This is a genomic window from Variovorax cryoconiti (genome assembly GCF_051216395.1).
Taxonomy (GTDB): Bacteria; Pseudomonadota; Gammaproteobacteria; order Burkholderiales; family Burkholderiaceae_C; genus Variovorax.
Genome location: NZ_JBPJZI010000005.1, coordinates 215783 through 234496 on the forward strand (window position 1 = coordinate 215783; position 18714 = coordinate 234496).

The 18714-nt window shown below is 67.7% G+C and carries 15 protein-coding genes and 4 tRNA genes; 14 read left to right on the forward strand and 5 right to left on the reverse strand.

Annotation, left to right across the window (positions count from 1 at the left end; genetic code table 11):
- The first annotated feature begins 62 nt into the window (after positions 1–62).
- Positions 63–569 carry a DUF1993 domain-containing protein gene (locus ACSFA2_RS14830; protein WP_435456077.1) on the forward strand — a complete coding sequence of 169 codons (507 nt, stop codon included), beginning with the start codon at positions 63–65 and terminating at the stop codon, positions 567–569.
- On the opposite strand, the gene hemH is transcribed toward ACSFA2_RS14830, so the two are convergent.
- A complete protein-coding gene (hemH, locus tag ACSFA2_RS14835; protein WP_435456078.1) occupies positions 551–1636 on the reverse strand; it encodes a ferrochelatase in 1086 nt (361 codons plus the stop codon). The genes ACSFA2_RS14830 and hemH overlap by 19 nt on opposite strands.
- A 15-nt stretch (positions 1637–1651) precedes the next feature.
- Between hemH and ACSFA2_RS14840 the strand changes: the two genes are divergently transcribed.
- Positions 1652–2398: an HAD family hydrolase gene (locus tag ACSFA2_RS14840; protein WP_435456079.1), complete on the forward strand. Its 747-nt coding sequence runs from the start codon at positions 1652–1654 to the stop codon at positions 2396–2398.
- Between the two features lie 2 nt (positions 2399–2400).
- Here ACSFA2_RS14840 and ACSFA2_RS14845 read toward each other — a convergent pair whose 3' ends face one another.
- The 4 genes from ACSFA2_RS14845 to hpnC are packed head-to-tail and all read right to left on the reverse strand — an operon-like array spanning position 2401 to position 5801.
- Complete coding sequence (locus ACSFA2_RS14845) at positions 2401–2772, reverse strand: hypothetical protein (RefSeq protein ID WP_435456080.1); 372 nt, start codon at positions 2770–2772, stop codon at positions 2401–2403.
- Positions 2769–4052 carry a hydroxysqualene dehydroxylase HpnE gene (gene hpnE / locus ACSFA2_RS14850; protein ID WP_435456081.1) on the reverse strand — a complete coding sequence of 428 codons (1284 nt, stop codon included), beginning with the start codon at positions 4050–4052 and terminating at the stop codon, positions 2769–2771. Before hpnE ends, ACSFA2_RS14845 begins: the two co-directional genes overlap by 4 nt.
- Entirely contained in the window at positions 4022–4861 is an 840-nt protein-coding gene (gene hpnD / locus ACSFA2_RS14855) for a presqualene diphosphate synthase HpnD (RefSeq protein ID WP_435456082.1), read from the reverse strand. The genes hpnE and hpnD overlap by 31 nt, the downstream gene beginning before the upstream one ends.
- Before the next feature lie 28 nt (positions 4862–4889).
- Positions 4890–5801 (reverse strand): squalene synthase HpnC, encoded by a 912-nt coding sequence (gene hpnC / locus ACSFA2_RS14860; protein ID WP_435456255.1) that lies wholly within the window; start codon positions 5799–5801, stop codon positions 4890–4892.
- A 122-nt stretch (positions 5802–5923) separates the two neighbouring features.
- On the opposite strand from hpnC, the gene ACSFA2_RS14865 reads away from it, so the two are divergent.
- The 12 genes from ACSFA2_RS14865 to ACSFA2_RS14920 all read left to right on the forward strand — a co-directional run bounded on the left by ACSFA2_RS14865 (position 5924) and on the right by ACSFA2_RS14920 (position 18710).
- A complete protein-coding gene (locus tag ACSFA2_RS14865) occupies positions 5924–7078 on the forward strand; it encodes an efflux RND transporter periplasmic adaptor subunit (protein ID WP_435456083.1) in 1155 nt (384 codons plus the stop codon).
- A 10-nt stretch (positions 7079–7088) separates the two neighbouring features.
- Positions 7089–10241 (forward strand): efflux RND transporter permease subunit, encoded by a 3153-nt coding sequence (locus ACSFA2_RS14870; RefSeq protein WP_435456084.1) that lies wholly within the window; start codon positions 7089–7091, stop codon positions 10239–10241.
- A gap of 75 nt (positions 10242–10316) precedes the next feature.
- Positions 10317–10403: transfer RNA gene (locus tag ACSFA2_RS14875), tRNA-Leu, on the forward strand.
- 25 nt (positions 10404–10428) lie between these two features.
- Complete coding sequence (gene tig / locus ACSFA2_RS14880; protein ID WP_435456085.1) at positions 10429–11742, forward strand: trigger factor; 1314 nt, start codon at positions 10429–10431, stop codon at positions 11740–11742.
- Positions 11743–11842: 100 nt separating this feature from the next.
- Positions 11843–12451: an ATP-dependent Clp endopeptidase proteolytic subunit ClpP gene (clpP, locus tag ACSFA2_RS14885; RefSeq protein ID WP_262074659.1), complete on the forward strand. Its 609-nt coding sequence runs from the start codon at positions 11843–11845 to the stop codon at positions 12449–12451.
- 106 nt (positions 12452–12557) lie between these two features.
- Entirely contained in the window at positions 12558–13826 is a 1269-nt protein-coding gene (gene clpX / locus ACSFA2_RS14890) for an ATP-dependent Clp protease ATP-binding subunit ClpX (protein ID WP_435456086.1), read from the forward strand.
- A 9-nt stretch (positions 13827–13835) separates the two neighbouring features.
- Positions 13836–16280, forward strand: a complete 2445-nt coding sequence (gene lon, locus ACSFA2_RS14895) for an endopeptidase La (RefSeq protein WP_435456087.1) — start codon at positions 13836–13838, stop codon at positions 16278–16280.
- A gap of 55 nt (positions 16281–16335) precedes the next feature.
- A tRNA-Gly gene (locus ACSFA2_RS14900) sits at positions 16336–16411 on the forward strand.
- A gap of 95 nt (positions 16412–16506) precedes the next feature.
- A tRNA-Cys gene (locus ACSFA2_RS14905) sits at positions 16507–16580 on the forward strand.
- Positions 16581–16653: 73 nt separating this feature from the next.
- Positions 16654–16746 (forward strand) — tRNA-Leu (locus ACSFA2_RS14910).
- 22 nt (positions 16747–16768) lie between these two features.
- Entirely contained in the window at positions 16769–17404 is a 636-nt protein-coding gene (locus tag ACSFA2_RS14915; protein WP_435456088.1) for a DUF6806 family protein, read from the forward strand.
- A 7-nt stretch (positions 17405–17411) separates the two neighbouring features.
- Positions 17412–18710: an MFS transporter gene (locus ACSFA2_RS14920; protein ID WP_435456089.1), complete on the forward strand. Its 1299-nt coding sequence runs from the start codon at positions 17412–17414 to the stop codon at positions 18708–18710.
- Positions 18711–18714: the final 4 nt, after the last annotated feature.

The following is an 18714-nucleotide window of genomic DNA, read 5'->3' on the forward strand; positions in this document are numbered from 1 at the left end:
GGTCGCCAGCAGAGATCGGCGGTGCGCACGACAATCGCGCGCACATTCATCCGGAGCATCCCATGGCGCTATCTCTCTACGACCTGTCCGTCCCTGTCTTCACCCGTGGCCTGGGCCAGCTGGCCCATCTGCTCGACAAGGGGCTGGCGCACGCGCAGGCCCACGACATCGACACGGCGACGCTGGTCGGCGCGCGGCTGGCGCCCGACATGTTCACGCTGGCCGGCCAGGTGCAGAGCGCGAGCGATGCATCCAAGCTGGGTGCGGCGCGGCTCGCCGGCATCACGGCGCCGAGCTTTCCCGACACCGAGACGACGTACGAGGAACTGCAGGCGCGCGTCGCGAAGACGATCGACTTCTTGAAGACCGTCGAGCGCGCGCAGATCGACGGCTTCGAAGCGCGCGACGTCGTCGTGAAGAACCGCCGCGGCGAGATGCACTTCACCGCCGACCGCTACCTGTTGCAATTCGCGCTGCCGAACTTCTTCTTTCACGTCACGACCGCGTATGGCCTGCTGCGCCACAGCGGCGTGCCGGTCGGGAAGATGGATTACCTCGGCACGTTCTGACCTGACGCACCCGTCGCATCGACCGGCAGCGGCTTCGTCGGCCAGCCGGCGAGGTGGCGTTCGGCGATGCCGGCCAGCGCGGTGATCCACGCCGGGCTGTCGTTGAGGCAGGGGATGTAGTGGAAGTCCTTGCCGCCCGCGTGCAGGAAGGCCTCGCGGCCTTCCATCGCGATCTCTTCCAGCGTCTCCAGGCAATCGGCCGGGAAGCCCGGGCACATCACGTCGACCCGCGCCGTGCCTGCCGCGCCCAGTTCGCGCAGCGTCGGTTCGGTGTAGGGCTCCAGCCACTTGGCGCGGCCGAAGCGCGACTGGAAGGTCACGCGGTAGGCGCTGGGCGGCAGGCCCAGGCGCGCGGTCAGCAGGCGGGCCGTTTCCAGGCATTGGCCCTGGTACGGGTCACCGAGCCGGATGTTGCGTTCGGGAATGCCGTGGAAGCTCATCACCAGCTGGTCGGGGCGGCCGTTCTGCTTCCAGTAGGCCTCCACGCGCTGCGCCAGCGCCTCGATGTAGCGCGGGTCGTCGTGGTACTGGTTGACGAAGCGCAGCTCCGGCAGGCTGCGCTTCGTGCGCGTCCATGCCGTCACGGCATCGATCACGCTGGCGGTGGTGGTCGCGGAATACTGCGGGTAGGCCTGCATGACGAGCACGCGGGTCGCGCCCTCGGCCTGCGCGGCGTCCAGCTGCGAGGCGATCGACGGGTTCGCATAGCGCATCGCATGGCGCACCGACAGCCGGTGGCCGCGCTCGCCGAGCCAGCCCGCCAGCAGCTTGGCCTGCTTCTCGGTCCAGACCTTCAGCGGTGAGCCTTCGGGCAGCCAGATGCTCTTGTACTTGGCCGCCGACTTGGCCGGCCGCACCCGCAGGATGATGCCGTGCAGGATCAGGCACCAGATGGCGCGCGGGATCTCGATCACGCGGTGGTCGTGCAGGAACTGCGAGAGGTAGCGGCGCACCGCGGGGGCCGTGGGCTCGTCGGGGGAGCCGAGGTTGCACCAGAGGATGGCGGTGCGGTCTTCGGCGAGGTGGGCGTGGGGTGCCCCGCTGCCGGATGTCGTTTTGGAAGGCATGCGATATTCTGGGCCATGACCTTGGAGACAACGGCCCCGCCGGGCCATGACGGACTCGACGTGAAGCGCATCGCGGCGATCTCGCTCGACCTGGACGACACCCTGTGGCCGATCTGGCCGACCATCGAGCGGGCCGAGCGCGTGCTGCACGCCTGGCTGCTGCGCGAGGCGCCGAAAACCGCTGAGTTGCTGGTCACGCCCGGCGTGCTGCGCGAGCTGCGGCAGGCCACGGAGCGGGAACGCGCCGACCTGGCGCACGACCTCAGCGCGCTGCGCCGCGAGTCGATCCGTGCCGCGCTGCGGCGCGCCGGCGAAGACCCGGCGCTGGCCGACCCGGCCTTCGACGCCTTCTTCGAAGAGCGTCAGCGCGTCGAGCTCTACGACGATGCGCTGCCCGCGCTCAAGTGGCTGAGCGAACGCTATCCGCTGGTGGCCGTTTCCAACGGCAATGCGGACATCCATCGCACGGGCGTGGGCCGCTGGTTCCGCACCGCCTTCAACGCCCGCGCCTTCGGCAGCGGCAAGCCGCACGCACCGATCTTTCGTGCAGCCGCGGCCTCCGTCGGCCTGCTGCCGCGCGACGTGCTGCACGTCGGCGACGATGCGATGCTTGATGTGGTCGGTGCGCTCGATGCGGGCATGCAGGCGGCCTGGCTGGTGCGCGATGCCGACGACGAGCGCAAGCCTTGGGCGTATGGGGCGCGGCCGCAGCTGGTCGTGCCGAACCTGCATGCGCTGTGCATGGCGCTGGACGCGCAGTAGCGTCAGTCGATGGCGAATGCCGCACGGAAGGTGGCGCAGAAGTCCGCTGAACCGACGATCGACAGGCTGACCGTGTGGCGCGGCGCGCCGGCGGCGCCGGGGCGGACGTCGAGCTGGCCGCTGCCTTCGTCGTAGGTCAGCGTTTCGGCCAGGCTCCACTCCTGCAGCGACTGCAGGTCGAAGTCCCACGCACCGCCGTCGTCCAGCGGCGCGCGCTGGCCGGCGAAGGCCGCATGGGCCCAGTCCAGCACGGCGACGATCTCCGCATGCACGGCCGCAAGTTGCTGGGGCCCGACCGAAGCCACGGCGTCGAAGCTGCCACTGCCGTCGGCTTCCTCAGTGAAGTCGAAATCCAGGTAGTCGAGCGTCGTCATGGGCCGACCCAGCGTGCCGCCGCGAGGCCGCTGCGCACCGCGCCTTCGAGCGTGGCGGGGTAGGGCCCGTCGACGTAGTCGCCGCAGGCCGCGAGGCCGGGGGCGATCTGCATCCAGGGGCGACGAAGGCCCGGCGTGCAGGCAAAGGTGGCACGGCGCTCGATCACCGTTTGCACGATGCGCAGCCGCGTGGCGCCCAGTTGCGTGGCGGCTTGCGCCAGCACCTGTTCTTCCAGCGCCTCGCGTGGCAGGTCGCTCGCGCTCACGACCAGCGCGACGAGGCCGTGCGGCCCGCCGAGCTGGCCGCGGTCGAAGGCGAACTGCGCGGGTGCGCCGGGGCCGGTGCGCAGCGCGACCATCGGCGCCGCCAGCGCGGGCGCGCCGTCGGCATACAGCGTGGCGATGGCTTCGTAGCGCAGCGCGTCGGTGACGGCCAGCCAGTCGTCGGCATCGATGGTGGCGCCGCGCACCAGGCGCGCGGCGTCCCACGGGGCGCCGGCGATCACGACGCGATCGAAATCTTCGCCGTCGACCTGCCAGTGGGTGTCGGTGCGCACCAGCGTCTGCACGCGGCAGCCGGTGCGCACGGTGGCGGCGCGCAAGCCGAGCCAGCGCACCGCGGCGTCGGGCAGCAGGGCGCCCAGGTCGACGCGTGGCAGCAGCAGGTCGGCGCCGCCGCGCTCGGTGAACAGGGCGTCCTCGAGCACGCGCAGGAAGACGGTGCCGCTCGACGCGTCCACCGGTGTGTTCAGCGCGGAGACGCACAGCGGCTCGATCAGCTCCTGCATGACGCGCCGCGTCAGCCCGCGGCACAGCGTCGCCACCGTCGCTTCGGGCGTGCAATGGAAGCGCGCGCGGCGCCAGCGCAGCGCGGTGCGCAGCAGGGAAGCCTTGTCGGCCCAGGTCCAGTCGCGCGCGGTCGCGATGCCGGCGAGCAGGTCGAGCGGCGCCGCCATGCGCGGCAGCGCCAGGCCGCCGCCGTCGGCGAAGCGCAGTGACAGCGGCGTGCGATGCAGCGCCTCGTCGGGGTCGACGCCGACGGTGCGCATCAGCGCCAGCGTGTCGCGGTAGGCGCCGATCAGGATGTGCTGGCCGTTGTCCAGCGGCGCGCCGTTGTGGCCGGCATCGATGCGGCGGGCACGGCCGCCGGGCATGCGGGCGGCGTCGAACAGGGTGACGAGGTGGCCGGCGCGGGTGGCGTCGACGGCACAGGCCAGGCCGGCCCAGCCGGCGCCGATGACGGCGATCCTCAAATCCGCCCCAGCGCCTGCACGCGCCATGCGAGCCAGAACTTGCGCAGCGGCGTGAGGCTCACGCGCTGGTTCAGCACCTGAAAGTCGTCGCGCTCGATCTCGCGCAGCAGCGCGCGGTAGATGCTGGCCATCATCAGGCCCGGCTTCTGGCTGCGGCGGTCGGCGGCGGGCAGCAGCGCCAGCGCTTCGTCGTAGGTGCGGTGCGCGCGCTCGGCCTGGAACTTCATCAGCGCCACGAAGCGGTCGGAGTGGATGCGGTTGAGCAGTTCGTGCGCCTTGACGTCGAACTGCTGCAGCTCGTTCACCGGCAGGTAGATGCGGCCACGCAGCGCGTCTTCGCCGACGTCGCGGATGATGTTGGTCAGCTGCAGTGCCAGGCCCAGCGTGTGGGCGTAGGCGGTGGTCGCCGGGTCGGTCTGTCCGAAGATGCGCGCCGAGACTTCGCCGACCACGCCGGCCACCAGGTGGCAGTAGCGCTTCAGGCCGGGGTAGTCGAGGTAGCGGGTCTGCGTCAGGTCCATCTCGCAACCATCGATGATCTGCTGCAGCTGCGCGGCTTCGATGCCGTGCTCGGCGGTCAGCGGCATCAGCGCCTGCATCACGGGGTGGCGCGGTTCGCCGGCATAGGCCTGGGCCACCTCGGTGCGCCACCAGGCCAGCTTGGTGGCGGCGACGCCGGGGTCGCGCACCTCGTCGACCACGTCGTCGATCTCGCGGCAGAAGGCGTAGAAGGCGGTGATCGCGGCGCGGCGGCGCGCGGGCAGGAACAGGAAGGCGTAATAGAAGCTGCTGCCCGAGGCGGCCGCTTTCTGCTGGACGTACTGCGCGGGGGTCATCGATCGGGGGCGCTCGGCTTCTTGAAAGTCATTGCGTCGATTGTCTCCGCATCCGCAGCGCCCGCCAGGCGAGGAGCGGGGCATCGGCCTTGCCGACCGTGGGGCGCTGTGTGAACGTGTCGAAGCCCAGCGCTTCGATCTTGTCGAGGATGCGCAGCCCGCCCTGGACCACCAGCCGCAGCTCCCAGCCCATGCGCCCGGGCAGGCGGTGCACGAGCGGCGCGCCCTGTTGCATGAGCGCACGCGCCCAGGCGACCTCGGCGGCGACGAGCGACAGCGCCTCGCGTGGCGGCGGGGCGTCGCCACGTGGACGGAAGGTGTCGACGGCCGCGGCCGACAGCCCATGCGCAGCGCAGTCGTCGACCGGCAGGTAGAAGCGGCCGCGCGGCAGGTCGACGCTCAGGTCCTGCCAAAAATTGATGAGCTGCAGCGCGCTGCAGATCGCATCGCTCTGCGCCAGCGCCATGGCGTCGTGCACGCCATAGAGATGCAGCAGCAGCCGGCCGACCGGGTTGGCGGAGCGGGCGCAGTAGTCCAGCAACGCGGCGCGGTCGGGGTAGCGGGCGGCGTCGCGGGTCTTCTCGATGTCCTGTATGAAGGCCGACAGCAGGTCGGCCAGCAGCGCTTCGGGCAACGCGAAGGCGCGCATCGCATGCGCCAGCGGGCCGAAGACGGCGGGCCAGCGCGCCGAGGCCGCGTGGCCCTGCGCGATCGCGGCGAGGTCGGCGCGAAAGGCGTGCAGATCGGCCAGCCGTTGCTCGGGCGACGCGTCTCCCTCGTCGGCGATGTCGTCGGCCGTCCGGGCGAAGACGTAGATGGCGGCGATGGGCGGGCGCAGCCGCGGCGGGCAGAGCCACGACGCCACCGGGAAGTTCTCGTAATGCGTCGGTGGTGGCGCGAGGGTTGGCGCGGTTGCGGCGGTTTCGGAAGAGGGGGACATTGGCACGCGGCGATTGTCGGTGAAGGGCGTGGCACGCCTCGGTTCGTTGACAGTCCGGGGGGCATCCCACAAAATTACTAACCCTTCGGTCATTAATGGCCCGTCAGTTCTCAAGGTGGTTCATGGCCGTATCGATCGTTTCCGTCGCCCCCTCGCTTCCCGTCGCCGCCCTGCTCGTCGCCGCGGCCTTGGCGGGCTGTTCCAAGCCACCCGTCGCCGAAGACCCGGTGCGCGCCGTCAAGGTCCAGACCGTGGGCGCCAACGCCTACGGCACCGCACCCGAGTTCTCGGCCGAGGTGCGAGCCCGCGTCGAGACGCCCGTGGGCTTTCGTGTCGCCGGCAAGATCCTTCGGCGCCAGGCCGAGCTCGGCCAGCGGGTGCAGGCCGGCCAGGTGCTGGCGCAGCTCGACCCGCAGGACTACCGGCTCGCCGCCGATGCGGCCCGCGCGCAGCAGGCATCGGCCCAGACGAACCGCGACCTCGCGGCGGCGGACCTCAAGCGCTACCGCGAACTGCGGGCGCAGAACTTCATCAGCGGCGCCGAACTGGAGCGCCGCGAGACCACTTACAAGTCGGCGCAAGCCCAGTTCGAGCAGGCGCAGGCGCAGCTCGCCTCGCAGGGCAACCAGACCAGCTACGCGACCCTGGTGGCCGATACGGCCGGCGTGGTCACGGCCATCGAGGCGCAGCCCGGCCAGGTGGTGTCCGCCGGCACGCCGGTGCTGCGCATCGCCCAGGACGGCGCCCGCGACGTGGTCTTCGCGGTGCCCGAAGACCGGGCGGCGCAGATCAAGCCGGGCTCCGATGTGGCCGTGCGCGGCTGGGCCGGCGGCCCCGAGCTGCAAGGCAAGGTGCGCGAGGTGGCGGCCAGCGCCGACCCCGTGACGCGCACCTACGCGGTGAAGGTCGCGATCGACGCCGCCACGGCGCCGCCGCTCGGCGCCACCGTCTATGCGCGGCCGCAGGCCCTGTCGCACGTCGGGGCGCCGGTGCTCAAGCTGCCGACCAGCGCGCTGCGCCAGGAAGGCAACGGTTCCGCGGTGTGGGTGCTCGACAAGGGCAGCATGACCGTGCGCTCGCAGGCGGTGCAGGTGGCGACGGCGGACGGCAACGAGGCGGTGATCGCCCAGGGCCTGGAGCCGGGCATGCAGGTGGTGGTGGCGGGCGTGCATGTGCTGGCGCCGGGGCAGAAGGTGTCGATCTACCAGGGCAAGTCCACGCCCGCGGCCGCCGGCGCTGGTCTCGCGGCGGCACCGGCTTCGGCCGCCTCGCGCTGAGGACGGCGCGATGACCACCCCCAGCCAAGCGACCGGCAAGGCCGGCTTCAACCTGTCGAAATGGGCGCTCGAACACGCGGCGCTCACGCGCTACCTGATGATCGTGCTGATGGTGCTGGGCTTCGCCTCGTACTTCCAGCTGGGCCAGGACGAGGACCCGCCCTTCACCTTTCGCATCATGGTGATGCGTACCTACTGGCCCGGTGCGACCGCGCAGCAGATGGCCGAGCAGGTGACCGACAAGCTCGAGCGCACGCTGCAGGAGGCGCCGTATGCCGACAAGATCCGCAGCTACTCCAAGCCCGGCGAGTCGATGATCATCTTCCAGATCAAGGACTCGTCGAAGCCCGGCGAGGTGGCGAACGTCTGGTACACGGTGCGCAAGAAGATCGGCGACATGCGCGCCACGCTGCCCGGCGGCGTGCAGGGGCCGTTCTTCAACGACGAGTTCGGCGACGTGTACGGCGTGATCTATGCGCTGCAGACCGACGGCTACTCGACCGCGGAAATCAAGACCTTCGCCGACGAGGTGCGCCAGGGGCTGCTGCGCGTGAAGGACGTGGCGAAGGTCGAGCAGTTCGGGCTGCAGGACGAGAAGATCTATGTCGAGGTCTCGCAGAAGCGTGTGGCGCAACTGGGCCTGGACATGAACGCGGTGCTGCAGCAAATCGGGGCGCAGAACGCGGTGGAGAGCGCCGGCACGATCCAGTCGCCGCTCGACATGGTGCAGGTGCGCGTCGCAGGGCAGTTCACCAGCGTCGAGCAGCTGCGCGAGATGCCGATCCGCGGTACCTCGGGCAACCAGTTGCGGTTGGGCGACATTTCCGAGATCCGCCGCGGAACGATCGACCCGCCGGCCGTCAAGGTGCATCACGAGGGCAAGGAAGTCGTCGCGCTGGGCGTCTCCATGTCGAAGGGCGGGGACATCATCGCGCTGGGCCAGGCGTTGCGCGTGGCGGTGGCCGACATCGGCCAGCGCCTGCCGGCCGGCGTGACGCTGGCCCAGGTGCAGGACCAGCCGGTCTCGGTGGCGACCTCGGTCAACGAGTTCGTGCATGTGCTGATCGAGGCGGTGGTGATCGTGCTGGCCGTGAGCTTCATCGCGCTGGGCCTGCACAAGGGCGGGCGCTTCGGCTGGCACATCGACATGCGGCCGGGGCTGGTGGTGGCGATCACGATCCCGCTGGTACTGGCCGTCACCTTCCTGGCCATGAACTACTTCGGCATCGGGCTGCACAAGGTGTCGCTCGGCTCCCTGATCATCGCGCTGGGCCTGCTGGTGGACGACGCGATCATCGCGGTGGAGATGATGGTGCGGAAGATGGAGGAGGGCTACGACAAGGTCCGCGCCGCCACCTTCGCCTACGACGTGACGGCCAAGCCGATGCTGACCGGCACGCTCATCACGGCCGCGGGCTTTCTGCCCATCGGCCTGGCCAAGTCGACCACCGGCGAGTACACCTTCGCGATCTTCGCGGTGACGGTCATCGCGCTGGTGCTGTCGTGGATCGTTTCGGTCTACTTCGTGCCGTACCTGGGCACGCTGCTGCTCAAGGTCAAGCCGCACGACCCCGATGCGCCGCCGCACGAACTCTTCGATTCACGCTTCTACAACGCCTTCCGCGGTGCAGTGAACTGGTGCGTGGCGCACCGCTGGCTCACCATCGGCGCAACGGTGGCGATCTTCGCGCTCGGCATCGTGGGCATGGGGCGGGTGCAGCAGCAGTTCTTCCCCGATTCGAGCCGGCCGGAAATCCTGGTCGACCTGTGGTCGCCCGAAGGCACCGCCTTCGCCGCCAACGAGGACATCGCCAAGCGCGTGGAGCAGCGGCTGATGCAGGAGCCAGAGGTCGCGTCCGTCACGACCTGGATCGGCAGCGGCGTGCCGCGCTTCTACTTGCCGCTGGACTACATCTTCCCGCAGACCAACGCGTCGCAGGTGCTGGTGCTGGCCAAGGACCTGCATCAGCGCGACGCCTTGCGTCAGCGCCTGCCCGCCTTGCTGGCCCAGGAGTTTCCGGAGGTGCGCGCCCGCGCCAAGCTGTTGCCGAACGGGCCGCCCGTGGCCTACCCGGTGCAGTTCCGCGTGGTCGGGACCGACCCGGCGCAACTGCGTCTGCATGCCGACGCGGTGAAGGCGGCGATGCGCCAGAACGCGAACACGCGTGGCGTCAACGACAACTGGAACGAGTCGGTGAAGGTGATCCGCCTGGACGTCGACCAGGACAAGGCCCGCGCGCTCGGTGTGACGAGCCAGGCCATCGCCCAGGCATCGCGCACGATGTTCAGCGGCACCACCATTGGCCAGTACCGCGAGAACGACCGGCTGATCGACATCGTGCTGCGCCAATCGCCCGACGAGCGCGAAGCGATCTCGGACATCGGCAACGCCTACCTGCCGACGGCGTCGGGCCGTTCGATCCCGCTGGCGCAGATCGCCAGGCCGGTGTTCACCTGGGAGCCGGGCGTGATGTGGCGCGAGAACCGCGACTACGCCATCACGGTGAACGCCGACATCGCCGAGGGCCTGCAGGGCGCGACCGTGACGCAGCAGCTGCTGCCCGAATTGCGCGCGCTGGAAGCGAAGTGGCGCGCGGCCGGGCAGGGCGGCTACCGCATCGAGGTGGCCGGCGCGGTGGAGGAAAGCAGCAAGGGCTCGACCTCGATCGTGGCGGGCATACCGATCATGCTGTTCCTGGTCTTCACGCTGCTGATGCTGCAGCTGCACAGCTTCAGCCGGGCGCTGCTGGTGTTCATCACCGGGCCGCTGGGCATCGCGGGTGTGGCGGCGGCGCTGCTGCTCCTGAACCGGCCCTTCGGCTTCGTCGCGCTGCTGGGCGTGATCGCGCTGATGGGGATGATCCAGCGCAACTCCGTGATCCTGATCGACCAGATCGAGAGCGACCGCGCCGCCGGCGTGCCGGCCTGGGACGCGATCGTCGAATCGGCCGTGCGGCGGCTGCGCCCGATCGTGCTGACGGCCGCGGCCGCGGTGCTGGCGATGATCCCGCTGTCGCGCAGCGTCTTCTGGGGCCCGATGGCCGTGGCCATCATGGGCGGCCTGATCGTGGCCACCGTGCTCACCCTGCTGGCGCTCCCGGCGATGTACGCCGCCGCCTTCCGCGTGAAGCGGGAAGAAAAGGCGGCGCCGGTTAGCGTCTAAAATGCGCGGTTGACCGATTTCGAAGCGGGTGGTCTGCATCTGGAGGCCGCCCGCTTTTGCTTGATTCACCTGACCGCGCGGGTGGCGAAATTGGTAGACGCACCAGGTTTAGGTCCTGACGTTCGCAAGAACGTGCCGGTTCGAGTCCGGCCCCGCGCACCAGCACACCTCACAAGGAAGAACGAAAATGACCGTGAATGTTGAAACCCTCGAGAAACTCGAGCGCAAGATCACGCTGACGCTGCCCGTCGGCACCATCCAGTCGGAAGTCGATTCCCGCCTGAAGAAGCTGGCCCGCACCGTGAAGATGGACGGTTTCCGTCCGGGCAAGGTGCCGATGAACGTCGTGGCCCAGCGCTATGGCTACTCGGTGCACTACGAAGTCATGAACGACAAGGTCGGCGAAGCCTTCTCGCAGGCGGCCAACGAAGCCAAGCTGCGCGTGGCCGGCCAGCCGCGCATCACCGAGAAGGAAGAAGCGCCCGAGGGCGTGATGGCCTTCGACGCGGTGTTCGAGGTGTTCCCCGACGTCAAGATCAACGACCTGGCCAACGCCGAGGTCGAGCGCGTCACGGCCGACGTGAGCGACGAAGCCATCGACAAGACGCTCGACATCCTGCGCAAGCAGCGCCGCACCTTCGCACAGCGCCCGCAAGACACCGCCGCCGCCGACGACGACCGCGTGACGGTCGATTTCGAAGGCAAGATCGACGGTGAAACCTTCCAGGGCGGCAAGGCCGAGGACTTCCAGTTCATCATCGGCGAAGGCCAGATGCTCAAGGAATTCGAAGACGCCGTGCGCGGCCTGAAGTCCGGCGACAGCCGCACCTTCCCGCTGTCGTTCCCGGCCGATTACCACGGCAAGGACGTGGCTGGCAAGCAGGCCGACTTCATGGTCACCGTCAAGAAGATCGAAGCCTCGCACCTGCCGGAAGTCAACGAACAACTGGCCAAGTCGCTCGGCATCGAGGAAGCCACGGTCGAAGGCCTGCGCGCCGACATCAAGCGCAACCTCGAGCGCGAAGTGAAGTTCCGCGTGCTCGCGCGCAACAAGAACGCCGTGATGGACGCGCTGATCGCCAACGCCGAACTCGACCTGCCGAAGTCGAGCGTGCAGTCCGAAGTCGACCGCATGGTCGAAGGTGCCCGCGCCGAACTCAAGCAGCGCGGCATCAAGGACGCCGACAAGGCCCCGATCCCCGACGAAGTCTTCCGCCCGCAGGCCGAGCGCCGCGTGCGCCTGGGCCTGGTGGTCGCCGAACTGGTGCGTGCCAACAACCTGCAGGCCAAGCCCGAGCAGATCAAGGCCCACATCGACGAACTGGCGGCCAGCTACGAGAAGCCGGCCGACGTGGTTCGCTGGTACTTCAGCGACAACCGCCGCCTGGCCGAAGTGGAAGCCGTCGTGATCGAGAACAACGTGACCGACTTCGTGCTGGGCCAGGCCAAGGTCGCCGACAAGTCGGTGTCCTTCGACGAGCTGATGGCGCAGCAGGCCTGATCATTGTGCGACCCGGCGGGGCTTGCACCCGCCGGCACCATCCCCATCTGACCCTTCACCGGGGAATTCCCGGCAGGTCAAGCACTGAACGGAGCTATTCATGAGCGCACAGGACATCCAAGGTCTCGGCATGGTGCCGATGGTGATCGAGCAATCGGGCCGCGGCGAGCGGTCCTATGACATCTATTCGCGTCTGCTGAAAGAGCGCGTGATCTTCCTGGTGGGCGAGGTCAACGACCAGACGGCCAACCTGGTGGTCGCCCAGCTGCTCTTCCTGGAGAGCGAGAACCCGGACAAGGACATTTCGTTCTACATCAACTCGCCGGGCGGCAGCGTGAGCGCCGGCATGGCGATCTACGACACGATGCAGTTCATCAAGCCGGCCGTCTCGACCCTGTGCATCGGCTTCGCGGCCAGCATGGGCGCCTTCCTGCTGGCGGCCGGCGAAAAGGGCAAGCGTTTCTCGCTGCCCAATTCGAAGATCATGATCCACCAGGTGCTGGGCGGCGCACGCGGCCAGGCGACGGACATCGAGATCCACGCACGCGACATCCTGAAGACGCGCGAGCAGATGAACCGCATCCTGGCCGAGCGCACCGGTCAGCCGCTGGAGAAGATCGCCCGCGACACCGAGCGCGATTACTTCCTGACCGCCGACGAGTCGAAGGACTACGGCCTGATCGACCAGGTGATCTCCAAGCGCGGCTGATCCCGCCCGGCGCTGCGGCGCCTGCGCAACGACGGCGTTTTCCATGCGGAGAACGCCGTTTTTGTTTCGTTATCATTGATCCACCCCTGTTACGAGGCATTTGCCCATGGCCGAGAAAAAAGGCTCTTCCAGCGAAAAAACGCTTTACTGCTCCTTTTGCGGTAAGAGCCAGCACGAGGTCAAGAAGCTGATCGCCGGTCCTTCGGTGTTCATCTGCGACGAGTGCATCGATCTTTGCAACGAGATCATCCGCGACGAACTGCCCGCGGGCGACGAGGCGCGCGACGCGCGCAGCGACCTGCCGACACCGCTGGAGATCAAGACCAACCTCGACAATTACGTGATCGGCCAGGAGCCGGCCAAGCGCATGTTGTCGGTGGCGGTCTACAACCACTACAAGCGCCTGCGCCACAAGGAAAAGAACACCAAGGGCGACGAGGTCGAACTCAGCAAGAGCAACATTTTGCTGATCGGCCCCACAGGCTCGGGCAAGACGCTGCTGGCGCAGACGCTGGCCCGCATGCTCGACGTGCCCTTCGTGATGGCCGACGCCACGACGCTGACCGAAGCCGGCTACGTGGGCGAAGACGTCGAGAACATCATCCAGAAGCTGCTGCAGAGCTGCAACTACGAGGTCGAGAAGGCCCAGCGCGGCATCGTCTACATCGACGAGATCGACAAGATCTCGCGCAAGTCGGACAACCCGTCGATCACGCGCGACGTGTCGGGCGAGGGCGTGCAGCAGGCGCTGCTCAAGCTCATCGAAGGCACGATGGCCAGCGTGCCGCCGCAGGGCGGGCGCAAGCACCCGAACCAGGACTTCCTGCAGATCGACACGACCAACATCCTGTTCATCTGCGGCGGCGCCTTCGCGGGCCTGGAAAAGGTCATCGAGAACCGCACCGAGGCGTCGGGCATCGGCTTCGGCGCGATGGTCAAGAGCAAGGCCCAGCGCAGCATCACCGAGGTGTTTCGTGAGGTGGAGCCCGAAGACCTGATCAAGTTCGGCCTCATCCCCGAACTGGTCGGCCGCATGCCGGTGGTCGCCTCGCTGGCCGAACTGAGCGAAGACGCGCTGGTGCAGATCCTGACCGAGCCGAAGAACGCGGTGGTCAAGCAGTTCACCAAGCTGCTGCAGATGGAGGGCGTCGACCTCGAAATCCGCCCCGGCGCGCTCAAGGCTATCGCTCGCAAGGCACTGGCGCGCAAGACCGGCGCCCGAGGCCTGCGATCGATCCTTGAACAGTCGCTGATCGACACCATGTTCGAATTGCCGAACGCAACCAACGTCGACAAGGTGGTGGTCGAGGAATCGACCATCGACGAAAACAAGCCCCCGTTGCTCGTGTACCGCGAAGCAGCGAAAAAGGCCTAAAGGATCTCAATGTCCGGTCATACGCCTCTGCCTCCCGACGCCATCGACCTGCCGCTGCTGCCGCTGCGCGACGTCGTCGTGTTCCCCCACATGGTGATTCCGCTCTTCGTGGGTCGCCCCAAGAGCATCAAGGCGCTCGAACTGGCCATGGAAGCCGAGCGCCGCATCATGCTGGTGGCCCAGAAAGCCGCCGCCAAGGACGAGCCCTCGGTCGAGGACATGTTCGAGGTCGGCTGCGTCTCGACCATCCTGCAGATGCTCAAGCTGCCCGACGGCACCGTGAAGGTGCTGGTCGAGGGCCAGCAGCGCGCCCGCGTCAACAGCATCCATGACGGCGAGACGCACTTCACCGCCAACGTCACGCCGGTCGAGGTGCTCGAGGGCGCTGCCGCCCAGAAGGGCACCGAGATCGAGGCACTGCGCCGCGCGGTGATGCAGCAGTTCGACCAGTACGTCAAGCTCAACAAGAAGATTCCGCCGGAGATCCTCACGTCGATCTCCAGCATCGACGACCCGGGCCGCCTGGCCGACACCATCGCCGCGCACCTGCCGCTCAAGCTGGACAACAAGCAGGCGGTGCTCGACCTCGACAGCATCAAGGAGCGCCTGGAAAACCTGTACGGCCAGCTCGAGCGCGAGGTCGACATCCTCAACGTCGACAAGAAGATCCGTGGCCGCGTGAAGCGGCAGATGGAGAAGAACCAGCGCGACTTCTACCTGAACGAACAGGTCAAGGCGATCCAGAAGGAACTGGGCGAGGGCGAAGACGGCGCGGACATCGAGGAGATCGAGAAGAAGATCAAGCTCGCCAAGATGCCCAAGGACGCGCTCAAGAAGGCCGAGGGCGAGCTCAAGAAGCTCAAGCTGATGTCGCCGATGTCGGCTGAAGCCACGGTGGTGCGCAACTACATCGACGTGCTGATCGGCCTGCCCTGGAGCAAGAAGACCAAGATCAAGCACGACCTGGCGCACGCCGAGGCGGTGCTGAACGAAGACCACTACGGCCTCGACAAGGTCAAGGACCGCATCCTGGAATACCTCGCGGTGCAGCAGCGCGTCGACAAGGTCAAGGCGCCGATCTTGTGCCTGGTGGGCCCGCCGGGCGTGGGCAAGACCTCGCTCGGGCAGTCGATCGCCAAGGCCACCGGCCGCAAGTACACCCGCATGGCGCTGGGCGGCATGCGCGACGAGGCCGAGATCCGTGGGCACCGCCGCACCTACATCGGCGCGCTGCCGGGCAAGGTGCTGCAGGGCCTGACGAAGATCGGCACGCGCAATCCGCTGTTCCTGCTCGACGAGATCGACAAGCTGGGCACCGACTTCCGCGGCGACCCGTCGAGCGCGCTGCTCGAGGTGCTCGACCCCGAGCAGAACCACACCTTCGGCGACCACTACGTCGAGGTCGACTTCGACCTGTCGGACGTGATGTTCGTCGCGACCTCGAACTCGATGAACATCCCGCCGGCGCTGCTGGATCGGATGGAGGTGATCCGTCTGTCGGGCTACACCGAAGACGAGAAGACCCACATCGCGCTGAAGTACCTGCTGCCCAAGCAGCTGAAGAACAACGGCGTGAAGGACGAGGAGCTGCTGATCACCGAAGAAGCGGTGCGCGACATCGTGCGCTACTACACCCGGGAGGCCGGCGTGCGCTCGCTCGAGCGCGAGCTCTCGAAGATCTGCCGCAAGGTGGTGAAGGGTCTGTTGCTCAAGAAGATGACCCCCAAGGTCACGGTCGATGGTGCCAACCTCAACGACTTCCTCGGCGTGCGCAAGTACACCTTCGGGCTGGCCGAGAAGCAGAACCAGGTGGGGCAGGTCGTCGGCCTGGCGTGGACCGAGGTCGGCGGCGACCTGCTGACCATCGAAGCCGTCGCCATGCCCGGCAAGGGCGTGATCAGCCGCACCGGTTCGCTGGGCGATGTGATGAAGGAATCGGTCGAGGCTGCCCGCACGGTGGTGCGCAGCCGCGCCCGCCGCCTGGGCATCCGGGACGACGTCTTCGAGAAGCGCGACATCCACATCCACGTGCCGGACGGCGCGACGCCCAAGGACGGCCCGAGCGCCGGCGCGGCGATGACGACGGCCTTCGTGTCGGCGCTGACCGGCATCCCGGTGCGCGGCGACGTCGCGATGACCGGCGAGATCACGCTGCGCGGCGAGGTCACGGCCATCGGCGGTCTGAAGGAAAAGCTGCTGGCGGCTCTGCGTGGCGGCATCAAGACGGTGTTGATCCCCGAGGAGAACGCCAAGGACCTGCAGGACATTCCAGAGAACGTGAAGAACGGCCTCGAGATCGTGCCGGTCAAGTGGATCGACAAGGTGCTGGAGATCGCGCTCGAGAAGATGCCCACGCCGCTGTCCGACGAGGAAGTGGCGGCGTCCGCGGCCGCCGTGGCGGAGCTGTCGAAGCAGCGCGCGGCAGCACCGGCCGAAGGGTCGATCAAGCACTGAGGCCGTGAGGCTTGTCGATGCCCGAAAAAGTGTTCTATAATCTAAGGCTCGAAACGCGGGATTAGCTCAGTTGGTAGAGCGCAACCTTGCCAAGGTTGAGGTCGAGAGTTCGAGTCTCTTATCCCGCTCCAGGTTTGAAAAAGGGAAGCTTTGGCTTCCCTTTTTTTCGCAAAAACCAAGAAAAAACGAAGAATTCGAAGCTTCAAGACGACCCAGAAAAAAGCGTGGCGCGATAGCAAAGCGGTTATGCAACGGATTGCAAATCCGTCTAGCCCGGTTCGACTCCGGGTCGCGCCTCCATCTTCTCTTCAGGCCCCGCCAACCGTTGTTGTCGGGGCTGTTTTGTTTTGGGTTATCTTCGTTGCACAGACCGGCCCGGATGGTGAAATTGGTAGACACATCGGACTTAAAATCCGCCGCTTCCTGCATAAGGGGCATACCGGTTCGACCCCGGTTCCGGGCACCACCGCATGACAAGGGAGCAAGACATGCCACGCTATAACGCTCCATTCGAAATCCATGTGCATGGCGATGTGCCGCTGCGTTCGGACGTGACCTTCGCGCAGATCCAGGAGGCGCTCGCGCCGCTGTGGAAATATGCCGGCGCCAAGTCGCTGGCCGACGGCGCCACCAGCACTTACGAAGAGGAGCCCGGCATCCGCTTCGAGCAGAAGGAGCACATGCTGCAGATGTGCTGGACCGTGCCCGGCGACGAGGACTTCCGCCAGGAACTCGACGAGATGTGCATGGCGCTGAACGAACTCGCCGAGCAGGGCGCCGCCATCGAGGTCACGTTCTACGACACCGACTACGACGAGGAAGAGGGCGACCCCGAGGAGGAGTCGCGCGACGACTTCATCATGCTGTTCGTCGGCCCCAACCCCGCGGCGATCATGCAGGTCCAGCGCGACCTGCTGGTCGAAGACGTGGTGAACCTGATGGAACGCCACTTCGATGGCGCCGAACTCGGCGGTGTGGTCGCCGAGATCGACAAGCTCTTCGGCGACCGCTTCGATGCTCTCGTGAATTCGCTCGAAATCGGCAAGCGGCCGCGCGGCGGCGGCCCGGGGGGGCCGGGCGCCGGCGGCCACGGCGGCGGGCGCCGCCCGCGCCACCTCCACTAGGCGGCCCATGTCCGCGCTGCGTCCGGGCGTGCGCAAGCGCGAGGTGTTCGGCTGGGTGATGTACGACTTCGCCAACTCGGGCTACACCACGGTCGTCATCACGGCCGTGTTCGCGGCCTATTTCGTCGGCGGCGTTGCACAAGGCGCGGCATGGGCCACGTTCGCCTGGACCGCGGCGCTGAGCCTTTCCTATGCGCTGGTGATGGTGTCCATGCCCGCCATCGGCGCCTGGGCCGACCGCCATGGCGCCAAGAAGCGCGTGCTCATGATGGCGACGGCAGGGTGCGTGGTGGCGACCGCCGCCCTGGCGCTGACGCCCCAGGTCACCGGCGCGAACGCCGTGGTGCTGGCCATGGTGATGGTCATCGTCTCGAACACCTTCTATTCCTACGGCGAGTCCCTGACCGGCGCCTTCCTGCCCGAACTCGCGACGCCCGAGGGCATGGGCAAGATGAGCGGCTGGGGCTGGGGCTTCGGCTACGTGGGCGGCATGCTGACGCTGGGCGTGTGCCTGGCGTACGTGCTGTGGTCGCAGGCGCGTGGTCTGCCGGCGTCGCACTTCGTGCCGGTCACGATGCTGATCACCGCAGCGGTCTATGGGCTGGCCGCCTGCGTCACCTTCGCGCTGTTGCCCGAACGTGCCGAGCCACAGCCCGACAGCGCGCCGGAGGGTCCCTGGACGCAGTTGCGCAAGACCTTCCGCGAGGCGCGCGGCTACCGCGATTTCATGGGGGTGCTGGCGTGCACCGTCTGCTACCAGGCCGGGGTTGCGGTCGCGATCACGCTGGCGGCGATCTACGCCGAGCAGGTGATCGGCTTCCTGCCGCAGGAGACGATGGTGCTCATCTTCGTGCTCAACCTCGCAGCCGCGGTGGGCGCCTTCGCCTTCGGCTACCTGCAGGACCGCATCGGCCATCGGTTGGCGCTGGCCATCACCCTGGTTGCGTGGATTGCCGTCTGCGTGATTGCCGCGTCGGTCACGACCAAGGGCGGCTTCTGGTGGGCGGCGGCGATCGCGGGCCTGTCGATGGGGTCCAGCCAGTCGGCCGGGCGCGCGATGACGGGCTACCTCGCACCACCGGTGCGCAGTGCCGAGTTCTTCGGGCTGTGGTCCTTCGCGACGCGCCTGGCGAGCATCGTCGGCCCGTTGAGCTACGGAGCCATCACCTGGGCCACCGGCGGCAACCAGCGCGTGGCCATCCTCGCGACGGCGGTCTTCTTCGTTGGCGGGCTGCTGCTGCTGTTGCCGATCCGCATGCAGCGCGGCCGCGACGCTGCGTTAGCGGGATCGGGCGCGTCACGCTGAATCG

Coding starts and splice junctions, on each gene's coding strand:
- tig (WP_435456085.1), top strand. CDS start 10,429: ATGACCGTGAATGTTGAAACCCTCGAGAAACTCGAGCGCAAGATCACG.
- ACSFA2_RS14865 (WP_435456083.1), top strand. CDS start 5,924: ATGGCCGTATCGATCGTTTCCGTCGCCCCCTCGCTTCCCGTCGCCGCC.
- ACSFA2_RS14830 (WP_435456077.1), top strand. CDS start 63: ATGGCGCTATCTCTCTACGACCTGTCCGTCCCTGTCTTCACCCGTGGC.
- hemH (WP_435456078.1), bottom strand. CDS start 1,636: ATGCCTTCCAAAACGACATCCGGCAGCGGGGCACCCCACGCCCACCTC.
- ACSFA2_RS14870 (WP_435456084.1), top strand. CDS start 7,089: ATGACCACCCCCAGCCAAGCGACCGGCAAGGCCGGCTTCAACCTGTCG.
- hpnD (WP_435456082.1), bottom strand. CDS start 4,861: ATGACCCCCGCGCAGTACGTCCAGCAGAAAGCGGCCGCCTCGGGCAGC.
- hpnC (WP_435456255.1), bottom strand. CDS start 5,801: ATGTCCCCCTCTTCCGAAACCGCCGCAACCGCGCCAACCCTCGCGCCA.
- lon (WP_435456087.1), top strand. CDS start 13,836: ATGTCCGGTCATACGCCTCTGCCTCCCGACGCCATCGACCTGCCGCTG.
- ACSFA2_RS14915 (WP_435456088.1), top strand. CDS start 16,769: ATGCCACGCTATAACGCTCCATTCGAAATCCATGTGCATGGCGATGTG.
- ACSFA2_RS14840 (WP_435456079.1), top strand. CDS start 1,652: ATGACCTTGGAGACAACGGCCCCGCCGGGCCATGACGGACTCGACGTG.
- clpP (WP_262074659.1), top strand. CDS start 11,843: ATGAGCGCACAGGACATCCAAGGTCTCGGCATGGTGCCGATGGTGATC.
- ACSFA2_RS14845 (WP_435456080.1), bottom strand. CDS start 2,772: ATGACGACGCTCGACTACCTGGATTTCGACTTCACTGAGGAAGCCGAC.
- hpnE (WP_435456081.1), bottom strand. CDS start 4,052: ATGGCGCGTGCAGGCGCTGGGGCGGATTTGAGGATCGCCGTCATCGGC.
- clpX (WP_435456086.1), top strand. CDS start 12,558: ATGGCCGAGAAAAAAGGCTCTTCCAGCGAAAAAACGCTTTACTGCTCC.
- ACSFA2_RS14920 (WP_435456089.1), top strand. CDS start 17,412: ATGTCCGCGCTGCGTCCGGGCGTGCGCAAGCGCGAGGTGTTCGGCTGG.